The organism is Tepidiphilus sp. HLB4 (genome assembly GCF_054823945.1).
This window is the reverse complement of record NZ_JSYB01000018.1, coordinates 58926-78401: the sequence shown is the minus strand read 5'-3', so window position 1 is coordinate 78401 and position 19476 is coordinate 58926. Positions and strand designations below refer to the sequence as shown.

Annotated in this window: 19 protein-coding genes; 14 read left to right on the top strand and 5 right to left on the bottom strand. The window is 68.1% G+C overall.

The window, feature by feature from the left end; all coding sequences use genetic code 11:
- Positions 1-11: 11 nt before the first annotated feature.
- From folP to OA56_RS04750, 3 genes are all read right to left on the bottom strand, one after another.
- Complete coding sequence (gene folP / locus OA56_RS04760; protein ID WP_461583752.1) at positions 12-857, bottom strand: dihydropteroate synthase; 846 nt, start codon at positions 855-857, stop codon at positions 12-14.
- Complete coding sequence (ftsH, locus tag OA56_RS04755; RefSeq protein ID WP_055423513.1) at positions 857-2779, bottom strand: ATP-dependent zinc metalloprotease FtsH; 1923 nt, start codon at positions 2777-2779, stop codon at positions 857-859. Before ftsH ends, folP begins: the two co-directional genes overlap by 1 nt.
- A 150-nt stretch (positions 2780-2929) precedes the next feature.
- The gene (locus tag OA56_RS04750) at positions 2930-3481 is read right to left on the bottom strand and encodes a Spy/CpxP family protein refolding chaperone (protein WP_461583749.1); all 552 of its coding nucleotides are present in this window, start codon (positions 3479-3481) and stop codon (positions 2930-2932) included.
- A 183-nt stretch (positions 3482-3664) separates the two neighbouring features.
- Here OA56_RS04750 and OA56_RS04745 point away from each other — a divergent pair, with 183 nt between their 5' ends.
- The 4 genes from OA56_RS04745 to OA56_RS04730 are packed head-to-tail and all read left to right on the top strand — an operon-like array spanning position 3665 to position 7032.
- The gene (locus OA56_RS04745) at positions 3665-4393 is read left to right on the top strand and encodes a response regulator (protein WP_461583747.1); all 729 of its coding nucleotides are present in this window, start codon (positions 3665-3667) and stop codon (positions 4391-4393) included.
- Between the two features lie 17 nt (positions 4394-4410).
- Entirely contained in the window at positions 4411-5769 is a 1359-nt protein-coding gene (locus tag OA56_RS04740) for a sensor histidine kinase (protein ID WP_461583745.1), read from the top strand.
- A 38-nt stretch (positions 5770-5807) separates the two neighbouring features.
- Positions 5808-6176, top strand: a complete 369-nt coding sequence (locus OA56_RS04735; protein WP_055423509.1) for a SpoIIAA family protein — start codon at positions 5808-5810, stop codon at positions 6174-6176.
- Entirely contained in the window at positions 6157-7032 is an 876-nt protein-coding gene (locus OA56_RS04730; protein WP_461583743.1) for a sulfurtransferase, read from the top strand. The genes OA56_RS04735 and OA56_RS04730 overlap by 20 nt, the downstream gene beginning before the upstream one ends.
- A 3-nt stretch (positions 7033-7035) precedes the next feature.
- On the opposite strand, the gene murI is transcribed toward OA56_RS04730, so the two are convergent.
- Both murI and queG read right to left on the bottom strand, forming a co-directional pair.
- Entirely contained in the window at positions 7036-7854 is an 819-nt protein-coding gene (gene murI, locus OA56_RS04725) for a glutamate racemase (protein ID WP_055423507.1), read from the bottom strand.
- A 41-nt stretch (positions 7855-7895) separates the two neighbouring features.
- On the bottom strand, positions 7896-8978 hold the full coding sequence (gene queG / locus OA56_RS04720; protein ID WP_461583740.1) for a tRNA epoxyqueuosine(34) reductase QueG: 1083 nt from the start codon (positions 8976-8978) through the stop codon (positions 7896-7898).
- Between queG and tsaE the strand changes: the two genes are divergently transcribed.
- Genes tsaE through dxs form a run of 10 tightly spaced genes read left to right on the top strand, consistent with a single transcriptional unit; the run spans position 8967 to position 19459 of the window.
- Positions 8967-9446 (top strand): tRNA (adenosine(37)-N6)-threonylcarbamoyltransferase complex ATPase subunit type 1 TsaE, encoded by a 480-nt coding sequence (gene tsaE / locus OA56_RS04715; RefSeq protein WP_461583738.1) that lies wholly within the window; start codon positions 8967-8969, stop codon positions 9444-9446. The genes queG and tsaE overlap by 12 nt on opposite strands.
- On the top strand, positions 9416-10759 hold the full coding sequence (locus OA56_RS04710; RefSeq protein WP_461583736.1) for an N-acetylmuramoyl-L-alanine amidase: 1344 nt from the start codon (positions 9416-9418) through the stop codon (positions 10757-10759). Before tsaE ends, OA56_RS04710 begins: the two co-directional genes overlap by 31 nt.
- 58 nt (positions 10760-10817) lie before the next feature.
- Positions 10818-11771, top strand: a complete 954-nt coding sequence (locus tag OA56_RS04705; protein WP_461583734.1) for a bifunctional riboflavin kinase/FAD synthetase — start codon at positions 10818-10820, stop codon at positions 11769-11771.
- Entirely contained in the window at positions 11768-14581 is a 2814-nt protein-coding gene (ileS, locus tag OA56_RS04700; RefSeq protein ID WP_461583731.1) for an isoleucine--tRNA ligase, read from the top strand. Before OA56_RS04705 ends, ileS begins: the two co-directional genes overlap by 4 nt.
- Positions 14578-15075, top strand: a complete 498-nt coding sequence (gene lspA, locus OA56_RS04695) for a signal peptidase II (protein WP_055423501.1) — start codon at positions 14578-14580, stop codon at positions 15073-15075. The genes ileS and lspA overlap by 4 nt, the downstream gene beginning before the upstream one ends.
- A gap of 5 nt (positions 15076-15080) precedes the next feature.
- A complete protein-coding gene (locus tag OA56_RS04690) occupies positions 15081-15509 on the top strand; it encodes an FKBP-type peptidyl-prolyl cis-trans isomerase (protein WP_055423500.1) in 429 nt (142 codons plus the stop codon).
- Between the two features lie 5 nt (positions 15510-15514).
- On the top strand, positions 15515-16453 hold the full coding sequence (gene ispH, locus OA56_RS04685) for a 4-hydroxy-3-methylbut-2-enyl diphosphate reductase (RefSeq protein ID WP_141055030.1): 939 nt from the start codon (positions 15515-15517) through the stop codon (positions 16451-16453).
- The gene (gene xseB / locus OA56_RS04680) at positions 16450-16689 is read left to right on the top strand and encodes an exodeoxyribonuclease VII small subunit (protein WP_055423498.1); all 240 of its coding nucleotides are present in this window, start codon (positions 16450-16452) and stop codon (positions 16687-16689) included. The genes ispH and xseB overlap by 4 nt, the downstream gene beginning before the upstream one ends.
- Positions 16686-17588, top strand: coding sequence for a polyprenyl synthetase family protein (locus OA56_RS04675; RefSeq protein ID WP_055423497.1), 903 nt, complete (start codon positions 16686-16688; stop codon positions 17586-17588). The genes xseB and OA56_RS04675 overlap by 4 nt, the downstream gene beginning before the upstream one ends.
- A gap of 5 nt (positions 17589-17593) precedes the next feature.
- Positions 17594-19459, top strand: a complete 1866-nt coding sequence (gene dxs / locus OA56_RS04670; RefSeq protein ID WP_461583727.1) for a 1-deoxy-D-xylulose-5-phosphate synthase — start codon at positions 17594-17596, stop codon at positions 19457-19459.
- Positions 19460-19476: the final 17 nt, after the last annotated feature.

Below are 19476 nucleotides of genomic sequence, written 5' to 3'. Positions count from 1 at the left end.
GACGGCAAGGTTCAGGCCAGCGCCCCGTCTGCGGCGACCGGCCCCAGGGCGCGCAGGATCGCGCGGGCATCGACCGTGGCCGCCACGTCGTGCACCCGCACGATGGAGGCGCCGTTCGCCCACGCGAGCACGGCGGCCGCGAGGCTGCCGGCGAGCCGCTCGCCCACGGGCCGCCCCGTGATCTGCCCAATCATGGTTTTGCGCGACACGCCCACCAAGAGCGGCTGGTGCGCCGCCAGCCGCGGCAAGCCGCGAAAGAGCGCCGCGTTGTGCGCGAGCGTCTTGCCGAAACCGAAACCCGGATCCCACAGGATGCGCTCGCGCGCAACGCCCGCCGCACATAGCGCCGCCGTGCGCTGCGCGAGAAATGCCTCCACCTCCGCAACCACATCTTCATAGGCGGGAGACTGCTGCATGGTGCGCGGCTCGCCTTTCATGTGCATGACGCACAGGGCGCAGTCGCTGCCGGCCACCGCCTCGATGGCGCCGGGCAGGCGGAATCCGGCCACGTCGTTGATGAGATCGGCCCCGGCGCGCAGCACTTCACGCATCACTTCGGGCTTCATCGTGTCGACCGACAGCGGCACCGGCGCCCCGCGCAGGGCTTCCAGCACCGGCAGCAAGCGTTCGAGCTCCCGCTCGGCCGGCACCGGCTCGGCCCCGGGGCGTGTCGACTCCGCCCCGAGATCGAGCAGATCGACCCCCGCCGCGATGAAGGCTTCGGCCTGGCGCAGCGCGCGGTCGTGCTGCGCGCCGAGCCCGTCGCCGGAGAAGGAATCCTCGGTGAGGTTGACGATGCCCATCACTTTCGGCTCGGAGAGATCGAGCCGAAAGCGTCCAGCCTGCAGCCACCGCATCACAGCGCCGGTTCGGGAGAGTCGGGCGCCGCTCCGGGCCGGGGCTCGCTCGCCCGCCCTGGCGAAGAGCCACTGCGGCGTGGCGCACCGCCATTGCCTTGATCCTTGGGCGGACGGGGCGGGCGACCGGCCATGATGTCGTCGATCTGCTCGGCGTCCAGCGTCTCGTATTCGAGCAGGGCCTGGGCGAGCGCCTCGACCTTGTCGCGGTTCTCCTCGATGAGGCGCCGCGCCAGAGCGTACTGCGCGTCGATGATGCGCCGGATCTCGGCGTCGACCTTCTGCATGGTCGCCTCGGAGACGTTGCGGTGCGTGGTCACCGAGCGGCCCAGGAAGATCTCGCCCTCCTCTTCACCATAGACCATCGGGCCGAGCACGTCGGACATGCCCCACTGCGTGACCATCTTGCGCGCGATGTCGGTGGCGCGCTGAAAGTCGTTGGAGGCGCCGGTAGTCATTTGGTGCATGAAGATCTCTTCGCAGATGCGCCCGCCGAAGAGCACGGCGATGGTCTGCAGCAGCCGTTCCCGGTCCTGGCTGTAGCGGTCGCCCTCGGGCAGCTGCATGGTCACGCCCAGGGCGCGACCGCGCGGGATGATGGTGACTTTATGCACGGGGTCGGTCTTGTCGAGGAGCTTGGCCACCACCACGTGCCCGGCTTCGTGATAGGCCGTGTTGCGCCGTTCTTCGTCGGACATGATGAGCGAGCGCCGCTCGGCCCCCATCATGATCTTGTCCTTGGCCCGTTCGAAGTCGTCCATATCCACCAGGCGCTTGTTGCTGCGCGCGGCGAAGAGCGCCGCCTCGTTGACGAGGTTGGCGAGATCCGCGCCGGAGAAGCCGGGGGTGCCGCGCGCAAGGATGGAGACGTCGACATCGGGCGCGATCGGCACTTTGCGCATGTGCACCTTGAGGATCTGCTCGCGGCCGCGCACGTCGGGCAGCGACACCACCACCTGCCGGTCGAAGCGCCCCGGGCGCAGCAGCGCCGGGTCGAGCACGTCGGGACGGTTGGTGGCGGCGATCACGATGATGCCGCTTGCGCCCTCGAAGCCGTCCATCTCGACGAGCAGCTGGTTGAGCGTCTGCTCGCGCTCGTCGTTGCCGCCGCCCAGCCCGGCGCCGCGCTGGCGGCCCACGGCGTCGATCTCGTCGATGAAGATGATGCAGGGAGCGTGCTTCTTCGCCTGCTCGAACATGTCGCGCACACGCGCCGCGCCCACGCCCACGAACATCTCGACGAAATCCGAACCCGAGATGCTGAAGAACGGCACCTTGGCCTCGCCGGCGATCGCCTTGGCGAGCAGCGTCTTGCCCGTACCCGGGGGGCCCACCATGAGCACGCCTTTGGGGATGCGCCCGCCCAGATTCTGGAAACGGGAGGGATCGCGCAGGAAATCGACGAGTTCCTGCACTTCTTCCTTGGCCTCGTCGCAGCCAGCGACGTCGGCAAAAGTGACCGTGTTGCTCGACTCGTCAAGCAGGCGCGCGCGCGACTTGCCGAAGGAGAAGGCCCCGCCTTTGCCCCCGCCCTGCATCTGGCGCATGAAGAAGACCCACACGCCGATGAGCAACAGCATGGGGAACCAGGACACGAGGATGTTGGTGAGCAGCGACGGGCCCTCGTCCGGCTTGGTCGCCGAGATGCGCACCCCCGCCTTCATGAGGTCGGAGACCATCCAGATATCCTGAACCCCCGGCGTATAGACGGTGATCTGGCGCCCATCGACGGTGAGCGCCTTGACCACGCGCCCATCGATGACCGCCTTGGTGATGCGCCCGGACTTCGCCTCCTCCATGAACTGGGAGTACTCCATGGTGTTGGCGGCGACGGGGCGCTGATCGTTGAACTGGTTGAACACCGTCATCAGCACCATGCCGATGACGATCCAGATCGCGAGGTTCTTGACGACGTTGTTCAAGGGGCGGACTCCTGGTGATGCTACCGATATCGTTTCAGAGCCCATTCTAGAGCCGTTTGTTCCGCACGCCAATAGGACTCACGATCGAAAAAAACGATCGCGACGACGGGATCAGGCAATCACGCGCCGCGATCGTTTCGGCAAAGCCGCTCAGCGGGGACGAGGTCCTCCGCCTTTCGGCCCTTTACCCCAGCGCAGGAACTCGCGATCGAACACGTCGCGCTGCGCGTCGTCGAGCTGGGTGTAGAACTTCTGCACCGCCTCGCGCAGGCTGCGCACCGCCTCCAGGTGCGCCGAGAGCATCTCTTCGCGCTGCTGTAGCCGCCCCAAAGCAGTCACCGCCCGCTCATCGTCCTGATCCCAGCGGTAAGAGAAGAAGCGTTCGCGATGCTTGTCCCAGACCGCGACGAATTCCTCCCAGGCCACGCGCTGCTCGGGACGCAGATTCAGCAAGCCCTCGAGACGTTTGACCTCGGCCTCGTGGCGCTGCTGCATGCGTTCACGCCATTGCTCCGGCGTCATCTGCTGCCGCGCTGCCGGCCCGGCGCCCGGGCCGGCAGGGCCCATCGGCGCGGGCCCGGGGCCCATCGGCTGGGCAAACCCCGATGCCGCCGCACCGGCCAGTGCCAGCGCGAGCACCCCTTGACGCCAGCGGCGGGCACCCCCTTTCTTTATAGTCGCAGATTGCGTCGTTGCGTTCATCGTCATCTCTCCTTGCGTTCCGTCCCATAGCGGACGAGGTCATTACAGCACACCGACGAGGCGTTTTCCCCTCATCAGGGTTGCGGCGTGTAACGTTTGTTTTCGCCGACGATCGCGCATTTTTCCTTTCGCCGGGGCTGCGCCATAATGGAAGCGACATCTTCCTTGAGGTGGGACGTCGCGATGGAAACCCCTTATCATCTCGTTCTGGTCGACGACGACCACGAATTCCGCCGGCTGCTGGCCGAAGATCTGCGGCGGCGAGGATTCTCGGTCGATGCGGTGGCCGATGCCGCGGCGCTCGACGGGGTGCTGGCGCAACGGCTACCCGATCTCATCGTGCTCGACTGGATGTTGCCCGGCGAAGACGGCCCCAGCGTGCTGCGCCGGCTGCGAGCGAATCCGCGCACCCAGGCGGTACCGGTGCTGATGCTCACTGCGCGCAGCGACGATTTCGACCGCGTCTTCGGCCTGGAGGTCGGCGCCGACGACTACCTGACCAAACCCTTCCTGCCGCGTGAGCTGGAAGCGCGCATCAAGGCCATCCTGCGCCGCACGCGCGGCACCGGTGCGCAACCCTCGCTCGCGCCGCGCCGCTGGCGCATCGGCCCGGTCGAATTCGACACCGTGGCCCGCACCCTTCTCTTGCCCGACGGCACGTCGCAGCCGCTCACCGGCAGCGAGTTCGCCCTCTTGTCGCTCTTCGTGCAGCATCCCAATGAAGTGCTCACGCGCGACTACCTCATGCGCGCCACGCGCGGGCGCAGCGCCGACGTGTTCGACCGCGCCATCGACATCGCCGTGAGTCGGCTGCGCGCCAAGCTCGATGCCGACCCGCAGGCGCCGCGCGCGATCCGCGCGGTGCGCGGTCAAGGGTACGTGCTCGCCGCGCCGGTCGACGTGCTCGAATGAACCACCAGGCGCCGCTGATGAACCAAGCGCCGCTGGCTTCCTTCGGCCGGCGTCTGAGCACGCGGCTCGCGTGGGTGGTGAGCGCCGCCGTCGTCACCCTCTTCGCCCTCACGCTGACCCTGCTCGCGCATCACGGCCGTGCCGCGGCCGAGGCGAGGCTGCAGCGCGACGCAGCCCAGGCGCTCGCGCGCGCCGTGACGGTGATGGAGGCCCTGCCCCTGAGCGAACGACTGCAGGCGGCGCAGCCATGGGGGTTCGCGCCGCTCATCGTCGCACCGGCCGCGCCGCCGCTCCAAGCCCGATTCCAACCGCTGCCACCATCCTGGCAAGAGGTGTTCGCCGAATTCCTCGCGCTGGAAGAGCTCACGTTCTGGGAGATCGACAGCGATACCGGGCCCCGCCCAGGCATCACGGTCGTGCTCGCCGACGGCACCCCTCTGAGCGCAATGCTGCCCTCGGCGCCGCACCAACCGCCGCCCGGACTCCCCTGGCGCATCGTCGCTGCGCTCGCGCTCGCCGGGCTCGGCACCTGGCTCATTGCCCTGTGGGCTTTGCGTCGCGTCACTGCGCCACTGGAGCGGCTCATCCATGCGCTCGAGACGTTTACGCCCGAGTCCCCAGCCGCGGTCTTGCCCGAACACGGCCCCTACGAGGTAATGCTCACCGCCCGCACGCTCAACGCCTTGCGGGAACGGCTCGAGCGGCTGCTCGCCGCGCGCACGGCCCTGCTTGCCGGCATCGCACACGACCTGCGCACGCCGCTGGCGCGCATCCGCCTGCGCCTGGAATCGTTACCCGAGAACGAGGCCCGCGCCGGCATCGAACGCGACCTCAGCGAAATGCAGCGTCTCATCGAACTCAGCCTCGACTATGCCCGCAGCCTCACTCCCCGCCTCGAATACCAGGACGTGGACCTCGTCGCCTTCACCGCCGATCTGCTCGACCTCTATCACGAAGGGGGCGCCGAGATCGAGGCCGACTTGCCCGCCTCGGCGCTGACGGCGCACCTCGATCCGACCGCGCTCGGACGCATCCTCGCCAACCTGCTCGACAATGCCCTGCGCTACGGGACGCAGGCCAAGCTGCGCTTACGGCCCCTTGCCGGCGGATGCTGCGAATTCATCGTCGAAGACGACGGACCGGGCATTCCGCCCGAGGCGCGCGAGGCTGTGCTCGAACCTTTCGTGCGGCTGGAACCTTCGCGCAACCCCGACACCGGCGGCAGCGGCCTGGGATTGTCGATCGCGGCCAACCTCGCCCGCGCCCTGCATGGCCGCCTATCCCTGGAGGCAGCGCAACCGCACGGGTTGAGGGCGGTCTTGCGCTTGCCCTTGCGCCCGGATGCGACTTGCAGCGGCGGCACTGTGCCGCTATAGTGTGAAACGACCTTTCCGCCCGCAGGGAGCCCGCCGCCGTGATCACCATCGAAGTACGCGACGACTTCATTTCCGCCGCCGTCTTCGGCGAATTCACGCTCGAGGATTTCAAGGAATTCGAGGATGCGGTCGAATACCGCAACCGTTTCGGCGGTCCGGTAGACGTCTTGCTCGACCTGCGCGGCATGCTGGGGTTCACGATCGATGCCGCGTGGGAGGAATTCCGCTTCGCCCGTCAGCATCCGAGCGACTTTCGCCGCATCGCCATCGTGGCCGAAGACGATTGGCTCGCCCTGCTCACCTGGCTCGAGAGCCTTTTCCTCGAAGCGGAGATCAAGGTGTTCGATTCCGAGGAAGAGGCGCTTTCCTGGCTCAAGGAAGGGCGAAATGAACGCGGTAATCCATGAGTCCTTCGCCCATCTCGTCTCTACCCGCACGCTCGCCGAACACCTGGACGATCCTTCCTGGCGGGTGATCGACTGCCGGCACGATCTCAGCGATCCGGCGCTCGGGCGTCGGGCTTGGATGGAAGCCCATATCCCCGGAGCGATCTTCTGGCATCTGGACGAAGATCTCTCCAGCCCGCGCACCGGCACGAACGGCCGCCATCCGTTGCCGCCGTACGGCGACTTCGTTCGTTTCGTGGGGGCGTGCGGCCTCACGCCCGAGACGCAGGTCGTGGTCTACGATGACGATGGGGGGATGTTCGCGGCGCGCGCCTGGTGGATGCTGCGCTGGATCGGGCATCGGCGCGTGGCCGTGCTCGACGGCGGCTGGAACGCCTGGCGCAGCGACAACCTGCCGTTCGATCGCAGCGTTCGGCAAGCGGGGCCGTGCACCTACCCTGCCGCGCCCGAGCCGTGCATGCCCACCGTCACCACCGAAGAGCTCCTCGCCCAGCTCGGGAGCGGTCGCTTTCTCATCGTGGATGCCCGCAGTCCCGACCGCTATCGCGGCGAGAACGAGGCGCTCGACCCGGTCGCGGGGCACATCCCCGGCGCCGTCAACCGCTTCTATCGCCTCAACCTCGACGAGCACGGCCGATTCCGTCCGCCCGAGGTGCTGCGCGCCGAGTTCGCGGCCTTGCTTGCTGGCCGCGATCCGTCGGAAGTGGTGCATCAGTGCGGTTCCGGCGTCACCGCCTGCCACAACCTGCTGGCCATGGAATCGGCGGGGCTTTGCGGCTCGCGCCTCTACCCCGGCTCGTGGAGCGAGTGGTGCGCCGATGCGCGCCGACCCGTCGCCACCGGGCCCGAGCCTTGAGCCCTACTCCGGCACGTCGACCCGCACTACCTCCGGCAAAGCCCGCCCCAGGAATCGTTCGGCGATGGTCTGGAAACGCAGCGGCACGTCCGTGACGTAGAAGCGGTGCCGCGGCACGCTGCCGGCACCGGCGCGCAGACCCTCCGCACCATCGAGAACCCGCGCCGCCTGCTCGGCCGTGGTCACGGCCGAATCGACGATGCGCACCTGCGGTCCGGCGATGTCGGCGAGCACCGGCTTGAGCAAGGGATAATGGGTGCAGCCGAGCACGAGGGTGTCCACTCCTTCGGCGAGCACCGGCTTGAGGTACTCCTCGGCGGTGAGGCGCGTGACCGGATGGTCGAGCCAGCCTTCTTCCACCAGCGGCACGAAGAGGGCACAGGCTTGTGAATGCACCCGCACATCGCCGCGCAGCGCATGAATGCGAAGCGCATAGGTGTTGCTGTTGATGGTGGTCGGCGTACCGATCACGCCCACCGTGGCGTTGCGCGTGGCCGCCACCGCCGCCCGGGCGCCAGCCTCGATCACGTCGAGCACCGGCACGTTCGGTCCGGCGAGCGTGCGCACCACTTCCTGCGCCACCGCCGCCATGGTGTTGCACGCCACGATCAGCATCTTCACGTCCTGCGCGAGCAGGAAACGGGTGAGCTGGGCCGCGTAACGCGCGATGGTGTCCGGCGACTTGATCCCATAGGGCACGCGCGCCGTGTCGCCGAAATAGACGATGGATTCGAACGGTAGCCGCTCCATGAGCGCGCGCACCACGGTCAGGCCGCCCACGCCGGAATCGAACACCCCGATGGGGCGATCCGCCTTCGTCATCCTGTGCCTTCCCTGCAAAAGCGCGAGTGTAGCACCGCCCTTCAAGACACTCCATGCCGCGCGAGCGCCCAGGCGACATGCTCACGCACCAGGGCGGAGGGATGCTCGCGCCGTGCCATGAGCGCCGCCACCACCTCCGGACTCGTGGGGGCGTTGCCCAGGGCCACGGCCAGGTTGCGCAGCCACCGTTCCCAACCGATGCGCCGTATCGGACTGCCGGCGAACTTTTCCAGGAACTCGCCCTCGCTCCAAGCAAAGAGCGAAGTGAGCATCGGAGCATCCAGCCCGTGGCGCGGCGCGAACTCGGGCAGATCGACGCGCCGCGCGAAGCGGTTCCACGGGCAGACGAGCTGGCAATCGTCGCAGCCATAGATGCGGTTGCCGATCGCCGGACGCAGGACTTCGGGAATCGGCCCGGGATGCTCGATGGTCAAATAAGAGATACAGCGGCGCGCGTCCAGCCGGTACGGCGCCACGATCGCCCGCGTGGGGCACAGGTCGAGGCAGCGGGTGCATCGCCCGCAGTGGGCTTCGATCGGCGCGTCGACCGGCAGGGGCCAGTCGGTGAAGATCTCGCCGAGAAAGAAGAACGACCCTTCCTCGCGGTTCAACAAGAGCGTGTGCTTGCCGCGCCAGCCCAAGCCTGCGCGCTCGGCGAGCGCCACTTCCATCACCGGCGCCGAATCGACGAAGACCCGTCCCCGATGCGGCCCCATCGCCTCCATGAACGCGACGAGCCGCGCCAAGCGCACGCGCACCGCTTTGTGGTAATCCCGCCCCAGGGCATAGCGCGACACGTAGCCGAGCCCCGGATCAGCGAGCACTTCCTGCGCCGGTGCCGCATCCGCCGGCCAATAGGGGAAGCGCAAAGAGATCACCCGTACCGTGCCCGGCACCAGTTCGGCGGGACGCGCGCGCAAAAGCCCGTGTCGGCGCATATAATCCATCTCACCGTGGAATCTGGCTTCCAGCCAGGCGAGCAGGCCCGCCTCGCACGCCGACAGGTCGGGCTCGACCACCCGCATCGCCGAAAACCCGAGCCTGGCCGCTGCTTCGGCGATCGCACGTTTGCGCGCCGCCCAGTCGATCGGTTCCACCGTCCGAGGCCCCTCATGTCCTTGCATCGCGAACTCATCCTTCCCCTCGCCGACGAAAACGCCACGGCGGCGCTCGCCCAGCGTCTCGCCCCCTGCCTCGCTCCCGGCTGGGTCATCCATCTCGTCGGCCCCCTTGGCGCCGGCAAGACCACCTTCGTGCGCGCAATGCTGCGCGCCCTGGGGCACACCGGCCCCGTCAAGAGCCCGACCTACGGACTCGTCGAACCGTACACCGTGTCCGGTTTGAACCTGTATCATTTCGATTTCTACCGCTTCGCGACGCCAGAGGAATTCTTCGGCGCCGGACTCGACGAATACTTCGACGGCACGGGCGTGTGCCTCGTCGAATGGCCGGAAAAAGCCGCACCGCACACGCCGGCGCCGGATCTGACGCTCGCGCTCGCGCCGCGTCCCGACGGCAGCCGCGAAGCCCGACTCACCGCTTCGACCCCGAGGGCCAGCGAATGCCTCGACCGTCTCGCCCCATCGCGCTGACCGATGCCGTCACGCCCCGCAGGCGGCGCTTTCTCGGCCAGGCGGGTGCGCTGCTTGCCGCCTTCACCCTCACGCCCCGCTTGGGCTGGGCGCAGGGAGCGGCCTTCGTCGCCGTGCGCGCCTGGCCGGCCGAAGACTATACGCGAATCACGCTGGAGGCGAACCAGCCGCTGCATTTCGAATACCAGTTCGTCCCCGATCCCGACCGCCTGGTGATCGACCTGCCGGGCATGAGCCTCGACGAAGTCCTCAAGAGCCTGCCGGGCAAGATCTCGGCCGAGGACCCCTACATCCAAGGCGTACGGGTGGGTCAGTTCCGTCCCGACGTCGTGCGGGTAGTCATCGACCTCAAGCAGAAAGCCGAACCCCAGATCTTCACCCTGGATCCGGTGGCGCAGTACCGCCATCGCCTGGTGATCGACGTCTACCCCAAAACGCCGCGCGATCCGATCCAAGCGCTGCTTGCCGAACTCGGCAACAAGCATGGGGCCTCATCGACGGCCGGCACCCCCCAGCTGAGCGAGACCCCCGACCTTCCCCCTGCGGCCACCCTTTCTCCGCCAGCCAAGGGCCGGACTCCAGCCAGCGCCCCCTACGTGATCGTCATCGACCCTGGCCACGGCGGCGAGGATCCGGGCGCGATCGGCCGCTTCGGCTCGCGCGAAAAAGACGTGACCCTGGCCGTGGCCCGCCGGCTGAAACGTATCCTGGATGCGCAGCCCAAGCTGCGCTGCGCCCTCACCCGCAACGACGACTATTTCGTTCCCCTGGGTGAGCGCGTGCGCCGCGCTCGCGCCGCCCAGGCCGATCTCTTCGTCTCCATCCACGCCGATGCCGTCGTCTCCTCCAGCCCGCGCGGCAGCTCCGTCTATGTGCTGAGTGACCGTGGTGCCTCGAGCACCACCGCCCGCTGGCTCGCCAACAAGGAAAACGAGGCCGATCTCATCGGCGGGGTCAACCTGGGACAAAAAAACGAGCACGTCGCCAAGACCCTGCTCGATCTCTCCCTCACCGCCACCATGCAGGATTCCGCCAAGCTCGGACGGCACCTGCTCGCCTCGCTCGGCGAGATCAACCCCTTGCACAAACGCGACATCGAATACGCCAACTTCGCCGTGCTGCGCAACCCCGACGTGCCCGCCGTGCTCATCGAAACCGCCTTCATCAGCAATCCCGAGGAAGAACGCCGCCTCAACGACCCCGCCTACCAGGAGCGGTTGGCGCAGGCGATCAGCAAGGGGCTGCAGCGCTATCTCGAAGCCGCTGCACCGACGCCGCGGCTCCTGATGGCAGCCCGAGACGGCAAAGGCTGAAACGGCGCCGTTTCGCTGCACAGCCGATATAATCGAAGTTTTTTCCGGCATAGCGGCTATGCGCGTCATCCGAGGCATCGGCGGACCTCATCCGCCCACCGTGCTGACGATCGGCAATTTCGACGGCGTCCATCGCGGACACCAGGTCTTGTTGCGCCTGGTGCGCGAGCGCGCCGACGAAGCGCACGCCCAAGCCGCCGCCCTCACCTTCGAGCCCCACCCGCGTGAATTCTTTGCGCCGCAGGCCGCCCCGCCGCGGCTGAGCTCCCTGCGCGAAAAGCTCCTCGCGCTCGCCGACTCGGCGCTCGACCGCCTGCACGTGCTGCGATTCGATTCTCGCCTTGCGCGACTCGGGGCTGAGGAATTCATCGAAACGCTGCTCGTGCGCGGGCTCAACGTCCAGCACCTCGTCATCGGAGACGACTTCCGTTTCGGCGCCCGGCGCAGCGGCGGGCTCGCCGAACTGCTCGAAGCCGGCGAGCGATTCGGCTTCACCGTCGAGCCGGTGCCGGAAGTGCGCATCGACGGACTGCGCGTCTCCAGCAGCCTCATCCGTACCCTGGTGGCCGAGGGAAAGCTCGAACAGGCCGCTCGGCTGCTCGGTCGCCCTTACAGCATCGAGGGCCGGGTGATGCACGGCGAAAAGCTCGGGCGCGCGCTCGGCTTTCCCACCGCCAACATCCCCTTGTCTGCGCGCCGGCTCGCACCGCCGGGCGTCTATGTCTGCGCCGTGACAGGACTGGCCGCGCCCCCCCTGCCCGCGGTGGCCAACATCGGCCTGCGCCCGACCGTGGGCGGGCTCACGCCGCGGCTCGAAGTCCATCTGCTCGACTGGAGCGGCGAATGCTACGGTCGCCGCGTGTGCGTCGCCTTTTTCCACAAACTGCGCGAGGAACGCAAATTCGCCGATCTGGACGCCCTGCGCGCCCAGATCGGCGAAGACGTCGTCCATGCCCGCCAATGGCATCGGCACCACGGCGCAGCGTTCCCCCTGACCGAGGATCATCCATGACCGACTACCGCGCCACGCTCAATCTGCCCGACACCCCCTTCCCCATGCGCGCCAACCTCGCCAAGCGCGAACCCGGCTGGATCGCGCAATGGCAGCAGAAAAAGCTCTATCGCAAGATCCGCGAGGTCTGCCGCGGCCGCCCCAAATTCGTGTTGCACGACGGCCCGCCCTACGCCAATGGCGACATCCACATCGGGCACGCGGTCAATAAGATCCTCAAGGACATCATCGTGCGCTCGAAGACGCTGGCCGGGTTCGATGCCCCCTACGTTCCGGGCTGGGATTGCCATGGCCTGCCGATCGAACACCAGATCGAAAAACTCTACGGCAAACACCTGCCGCCGGACGAAGCCCGCCGCCGCTGCCGCGAATACGCCGCCGAGCAGATCCAGCGCCAGATGAAAGATTTCATTCGCCTGGGCGTGCTGGGCGACTGGGACAATCCCTACCTCACGATGAACTTTGCCAACGAGGCGAACGAGATCCGGGCGCTGGGCAAGATCTACGAGCGCGGCTACCTCTACAAGGGGCTCAAACCCGTCAACTGGTGCTTCGACTGCGGCTCGGCCCTGGCCGAAGCCGAGATCGAGTACGCCGAGCGCACCTCGCCGGCGATCGACGTCGGCTTTTCCCTAGAAGACCCCGCCGAGCGCGCGCGCCTTGCCCACGCCTTCGGCCTGAGCGAGCCGCCGCAGGGGCCGATCTACGCCGTGATCTGGACCACCACGCCGTGGACGATCCCTGCCAACCAGGCGATCAACGTGCACCCCGAAGTCGTCTACGAGCTGGTAGCCACGCCCCGCGGCGCCCTCATCCTCGCCGCGGCGCTGCGCGAACAGGCGCTCGCGCGCTACGGGCTCGAGGGGCGCGTGCTGGGCGCGGCGCACGGCGCGGCGCTCGACCGGCTGCGTTTCCGCCACCCTTTCTACGCCCGCGACAGCCTGGTGATCGCGGCCGATTACGTCGATGTCTCCACCGGCACGGGGCTGGTGCATTCGGCCCCGGCCTACGGCGTCGACGACTTCCTCACCTGCCTCAAGGCCGGCATGCGCCAGGAAGACATCCTCATGCCGGTGCGCGGCGACGGGACCTACGACCCTGCGCTCCCCTTCTTCGGTGGGCTCTCGATCTGGGACGCGAACCCGAAGATCGTCGCCAAGCTCGAAGAAGTCGGATCGCTCTTTGCCCACGCGCCGATCCGCCACAGCTACCCCCACTGCTGGCGCCACAAGAGTCCGACGATCTACCGCGCCACCGGCCAGTGGTTCATCGCCATGGACACGATTCCCGGCCGCGCCCTGCCCGACGGCGAGACCCTGCGCGACAAAGCCTTGCGCGGCGTGGACGCTACCCGTTTCTACCCCGCCTGGGGCCAGGCACGGCTGCATGCCATGATCGCCAATCGCCCCGACTGGTGCATCTCGCGCCAACGCAACTGGGGCGTGCCGATCGCCTTCTTCGTCGACAAGACCACGGGCGAACCGCACCCCGCTACGGCGCAGCTCATCGAGGAAGTCGCCCGGCGCGTCGAGCGCGAGGGAATCGACGCCTGGTTCCGGCTCGATCCCCGCGAACTCCTTGGCGAGGAAGCCGATCGCTACGAAAAAGTGCTCGACACGCTGGACGTGTGGTTCGACTCCGGCACCACCCACGTGCACGTGCTGCGCGGCTCGCACCCCGAGCTGGGACACCCGGCCGACCTCTACCTAGAGGGTTCCGACCAGCACCGTGGCTGGTTCCACTCGTCGCTGCTCACCGGCTGCGCCATCGACGGGCATCCGCCCTACCGGGGGCTGCTCACGCACGGCTTCGTGGTCGACGGCCAAGGGCTGAAGATGTCGAAGTCGCGCGGCAACGTCGTCGCGCCGCAGCAGGTCGCCGACACGCTCGGCGCCGAAATCCTGCGCCTGTGGGTGGCCGCCACCGACTATTCCGGCGAGCTCACCATCTCCAAGGAAATCCTCGATCGCGTCGTCGAGGTCTACCGGCGGCTGCGCAACACCCTGCGCTTCATGCTCGCCAACGTGGCCGACTTCGAGCACACGCGCGATGCGGTGCCGGTGGAAGACATGGTGGAGCTCGACCGCTACGCCCTGCTGCGCCTGGCGCGCCTGCAGGCGCAGGTCTGCGCCGACTACGAGCGTTTCGAATTCCACAAGGTGGTGCAGGCGCTGCAGAACTACGCCGCCGAGGAACTGGGCGCCTTCTATCTCGACGTCCTCAAGGATCGTCTCTACACGACGCCTGCCAATGGCCTGCCGCGGCGCTCGGCGCAGACGGCGATCCACCACATCCTGCACGCCTTCGTGCGCCTGATGGCGCCGGTGCTCGCTTTCACCGCCGAAGAGATCTGGACCTACCTCACCGGCAGCGACGACGACAGCGTGATGCTGCACACCTGGCACGAGATTCCGGCGGTCCCACAGGCCGAGACGATCGAGCGGCGCTGGGCGACCGTGCTCGAGACGCGCGAGGCGGTCAACAAGGCGATCGAGGCGGTGCGCATGCAGGGCCGCATCGGCCCTTCGTTGCAGGCCGAAGTCACGATCCGCGCTCACGGCGAACGCTACACGGCGCTCGCGGCCTTGGGCGAAGAGCTCAAGTTCGCCCTCATCACCTCCCAAGTGCGCCTCGTCGAGGTCGATACCCCCGAAGCCGAGGGCATCGAGATCGAACCGAGCCCGCACGCCAAATGCGAGCGCTGCTGGCACTATGAGGCCGACGTGGGCCGCGACCCCGAGCACCCCACCCTGTGCGCACGCTGCATCGACAATCTGCACGGCGCGGGCGAGACGCGCCGCTGGGCATGAGCGCCTTCGCCCGGCTACGGCCGACGCTTGCCGTCGCCCTGGCGGTGATCGCGCTCGACCAGGGCAGCAAGATCGCCCTCTCGCGCTGGCTTCCCGAGGGCGAACGCCTGGTGCTCGCGCCTTTCCTACAGCTCGTCTCGGTATACAATACCGGCGCGGCCTTCAGCTTTCTCGCCCAAGCCGGCGGCTGGCAGCGAGGACTCTTCCTCGCCCTCGCGTTCGGCGTGAGCGCGTGGCTGTCGTGGCTCGCCGCGAGCCCGGGGGCGGAACGGATGGAGCGCTTCGCCTACGGCCTGATCGTCGGCGGCGCGCTCGGCAACGCCATCGATCGGCTGGCGCACGGCGCCGTCTACGATTTCCTGCTCTTTCACGCCGGGCGCTGGGCTTGGCCCGCCTTCAATCTTGCCGACAGCGCCATCACGGTCGGTGTGGCGCTGCTGCTGTGGCACTACCGCCGGCCCCACGATACCCCTCGCCCCGCTTCCCAGGAATGAGCGACATGACCGACACCGTCCGCCCCGACAGCCTCGTTACCCTGCACTACCGCTTTCTCCTCGAAGACGGCACCGCCGTGGTGAGTACCTTCGAGGCCACTCCCGCCACCTTGCAGCTCGGCACCGGCGAAGTGCTGCCGGCGCTCGAGCGCTGCCTGGCGGGCCTGCGCGTGGGCGAGCGCCGCGTCTTCACGCTGCCGCCCGAAGAAGCCTTCGGCCCGCATCGCCCCGAGCTCGTCGAGCGCGTGGCGCGCGCCGATTTCCCCCCGGAAGTCACCGACGCGATGACGCTCCTGGAATTCGCCGCCCCCGACGGTTCGCGCTACGCGGGGCTGGTGCGGGAACTCACCGAAGAATACGGCGTCGTGGACTTCAACCATCCGCTCGCCGGCAAGACCGTCCGGCTCGAAGTGCACATCATCGGCATCAGCTGAATCCCATGAACGCCGCCCCCACCGTCCTGCTCGCCAATCCCCGCGGCTTCTGCGCCGGAGTCGATCGGGCCATCGAGATCGTCGAGCGGGCGCTCGAGCACTTCGGCGCCCCCATCTACGTGCGCCACGAGATCGTGCACAACCGCCACGTGGTCGAGTCGTTGCGCGCGCGCGGCGCCGTCTTCGTCGAAGAGCTCGACGAGGTACCCGACGGAGCCGTGGTCGTCTTCAGCGCCCACGGCGTGGCCCAAGGAGTCCATGAGCGGGCCCGCGCGCGCGGCCTCACCGTGCTCGACGCCACCTGCCCGCTGGTGACCAAGGTGCACCACGAAGTACAGCGCCTGCACCGCCAAGGCTACGACATCGTGATGATCGGCCACCGAGGGCATCCCGAGGTGGAAGGCACGATGGGGCAGGTGCCCGATCGCATCCACCTCGTCGAGACCGAGGAGGACGTCGCCCGGCTCACGCTCGACCCCGAACGCTGCGCCTACGTCACCCAGACGACGCTGTCGGTCGACGACGCCCGGCGCCTCATCGAGCGGCTCACCGCACGCTATCCGCACATCCTCGGTCCGAAAAAAGACGACATCTGCTACGCCACGCAAAACCGTCAGGACGCCGTCAAGCGCCTTGCCGCCCAATGCGATCTCGTGCTGGTGATCGGCTCGCCCAACAGCTCCAATTCCAACCGCCTGCGGGAAGTGGCCGCGGCGTTGGGGGTTCCGGCGCACCTCATCGAGGACGAAACGGCGCTCACCGCCGAAACGATCGAGGGCGCGCGGCGCATCGGCCTTACCGCCGGCGCTTCGGCCCCGGAAGCACTCGTACAGCGCGTGCTCGCCCGGTTGCGGGAACTGGGCGCTGCCGAAATCGCCGAGCTGCCGGGCGTGGCGGAAAACGTCCGCTTCACCCTTCCCAAAACCCTCACGGAGGCGACATGAGCGAATCCACTGCCGCACCCGAGCACCTCGACTTCGAAGCCGCGCTCACCGAACTCGAGCGCATCGTCCAGGCGCTGGAAACCGGCCGCCTGCCGCTGGAGACGGCGCTGCAGCGCTATCAGCAAGGCGTGGCGCTGGTGCGTCGCTGCCGTCAGGTGCTCGACGAAGCCGAGCAGCGGCTGCTCGCCATCGAAAACGGCACTCTCGTGCCCCTCGACCCGCCCGCCGAACGATGACGTTCTCTGAGCGCGAACCGTTCGAGACGTGGTGCGAGCGCCGCCGCGCCCTCGTCGAACACTTCCTCGATCAGATCCTGCCCGCCGCCGAGGCCGAACCCCAGCGCCTGCACGAAGCGATGCGCTACGCCGTGCTCGGCGGCGGCAAGCGCATCCGGCCGCTGCTCGTCTTCGCTTCCGGCGAGGGGTTCGATGCCCCCATCGAGACCCTGTTGCCCGTCGCTGCGGCGGTCGAGCTCATCCACGTCTATTCTCTGGTGCACGACGACCTCCCCGCAATGGATGACGACGCGCTACGCCATGGCCGTCCCACCGTCCATGTGGCCTTCGACGAAGCCACGGCCCTGCTCACGGGGGATGCGCTCCAGACGCTCGCCTTCCAGCTGCTCGCCACGCCGCTTCCCGGCCTGTCACCCGATCGCCAGCTCGGCCTCTTGCGTGGCCTCGCCCGCGCGGCCGGCTCGCACGGCATGGCCGGTGGCCAGGCACTCGACCTCGCTGCCACCGGCCGCAAGATTCCCCTCGAAGCGCTGCAAACGCTGCATCGGTGCAAGACCGGGGCGCTCATCCGCTACGCCGTGCTCGCCGGAGCGTACTGCGACGATCCCGAGTCTCGAGCCTATGCCGCGCTCGAACGCGGCGCCAACGCCTTGGGGTTGCTCTTCCAGATCACCGACGACATCCTGGACGCCACCGCCGACAGCGCCACCCTGGGCAAGACGGCCGGCAAGGACGAGCGCCACGCCAAGGCCACCTACGTCACGCTCCTGGGATTGGAGGGAGCGATCGAGGCGGCCCAGCGCACCCTGGAAGAAACCCTCGGTGCGCTCGAACCGGTGGGCGCGCGCGCCGAGCGCCTGCGCGAGCTCGCCCGTTTCGTTGCCAACCGCCGGCGCTGACCCCCATGACTGAACGTTTTCCCCTGCTCAGCCGCATCGACGACCCTGCCGACCTGCGCCGCCTGTCGCTGCCCGAACTCAAGCGGCTCGCCGCCGAGCTGCGTCAGTTCATCCTCGAGACGGTGGCGCACACTGGCGGGCACCTGGCTTCCAACCTCGGTTCCGTCGAGCTCACCATCGCGCTGCACTACGTCTACGACACCCCCTACGATCGCCTCGTCTGGGACGTGGGGCACCAAACCTACGGTCACAAGATCCTCACCGGCCGGCGCGACCGCATGGCCACGCTGCGCCAGCATGGCGGGCTCTCCGGCTTTCCCAAGCGCGAGGAGAGCCCCTACGACACCTTCGGCACGGGACACTCCTCCACCTCCATCTCGGCCGCACTGGGCATGGCGCTCGCCGCCCGTGCCCGCGGCGAAAAGCGCCAATGCGTGGCGGTGATCGGCGACGGGGCGATGTCGGCCGGCATGGCATTCGAGGCGCTCAACCACGCCGGCGACCTCGACGGAATCGACCTCACGGTGATCCTCAACGACAACGAGATGTCGATCTCGCCGCCGGTGGGGGCGCTCACCCAGGTTTTCGCGCGGCTTCTGAGCGGCGAGCCCTACAACACCGCGCGCCGGGTGGGTGAGACGGTGCTCTCGGCCGCCCCGCCAATCAAGGCGCTCGCGCGACGCGTCGAAGAACACGTCAAGGGCATGATCTCGCCGCCGGGCACGCTCTTCGAGGAATTCGGTTTCCACTACTACGGCCCCATCGATGGGCACGACCTCGACGTGCTGGTTCCGACGCTTGCCAACCTGCGCAAGCTCGGCGGCCTGCGCTTCGTGCACGTCGTCACCAAGAAAGGGCGCGGCTACAAACTCGCCGAGGCCGACCCCGTGCTCTATCACGGCGTGTCGCGCTTCGACCACGCCAAGGGGCTGGAGCCGGCCAAGGCCAGCCGCCCCACCTACACCCAGATCTTCGGCGACTGGATCTGCGACATGGCCGCGCGCGACCCACGCCTCATCGGCATCACCCCGGCCATGCGCGAGGGCTCGGGCCTGGTGCGCTTCGCCCAGGAATACCCCGAGCGCTATTTCGACGTCGGCATTGCCGAGCAGCACGCCCTCACCCTCGCCGCCGGGCTTGCCTGCGAAGGGTTCAAACCGGTGGTGGCGATCTACTCCACTTTCCTGCAGCGCGCCTACGACCAGCTCATCCACGACATCGCCCTGCAGAACCTGCCCGTGGTCTTGGCCATCGACCGCGGCGGACTGGTGGGCGCCGACGGACCCACGCACCACGGCGCCTTCGACCTGAGCTTTCTGGCCTGCGTGCCCAATCTCGTGGTGATGGCACCGGCCGACGAGAACGAATGCCGCCGCATGCTCACCACCGCTTTCCTGCACGACGGCCCAGCAGCGGTACGCTACCCCCGTGGTCATGGCCCCGGCGTCCCCCTTGATCCAGGGTTAGAGCCTTTGCCGATCGGCAAAGCCGAACTGCTGCGCCAGGGCCGGCGCATCGCGCTGCTCGCCCTCGGTTCGATGGTGGCGCCAGCGCGCGAAGTCGGTGAGCGGCTCGACGCCACGGTGGTCAACCTGCGCTTCGTCAAACCGCTCGACGAGACCACGATACGCGCCGTGGCCGCCACCCATGACGTGCTCGTCACGCTGGAAGAGAACGCCGTCATCGGCGGGGCCGGAGCCGAAGTCGCGCGCATCGTCCAGACGCTGGACACCCCACCCCGGCTGCTGCGCCTGGGACTGCCGGACCGCTTCATCGAGCACGGCGACCCGGCCCTGCTGCTGCGCCTGGTAGGGCTCGACGCCGACGGCATCCAGGCGGCGATAGCGCGCTTCGATGGCGGCGATGCTTGACCCGTCACGGCATGTGT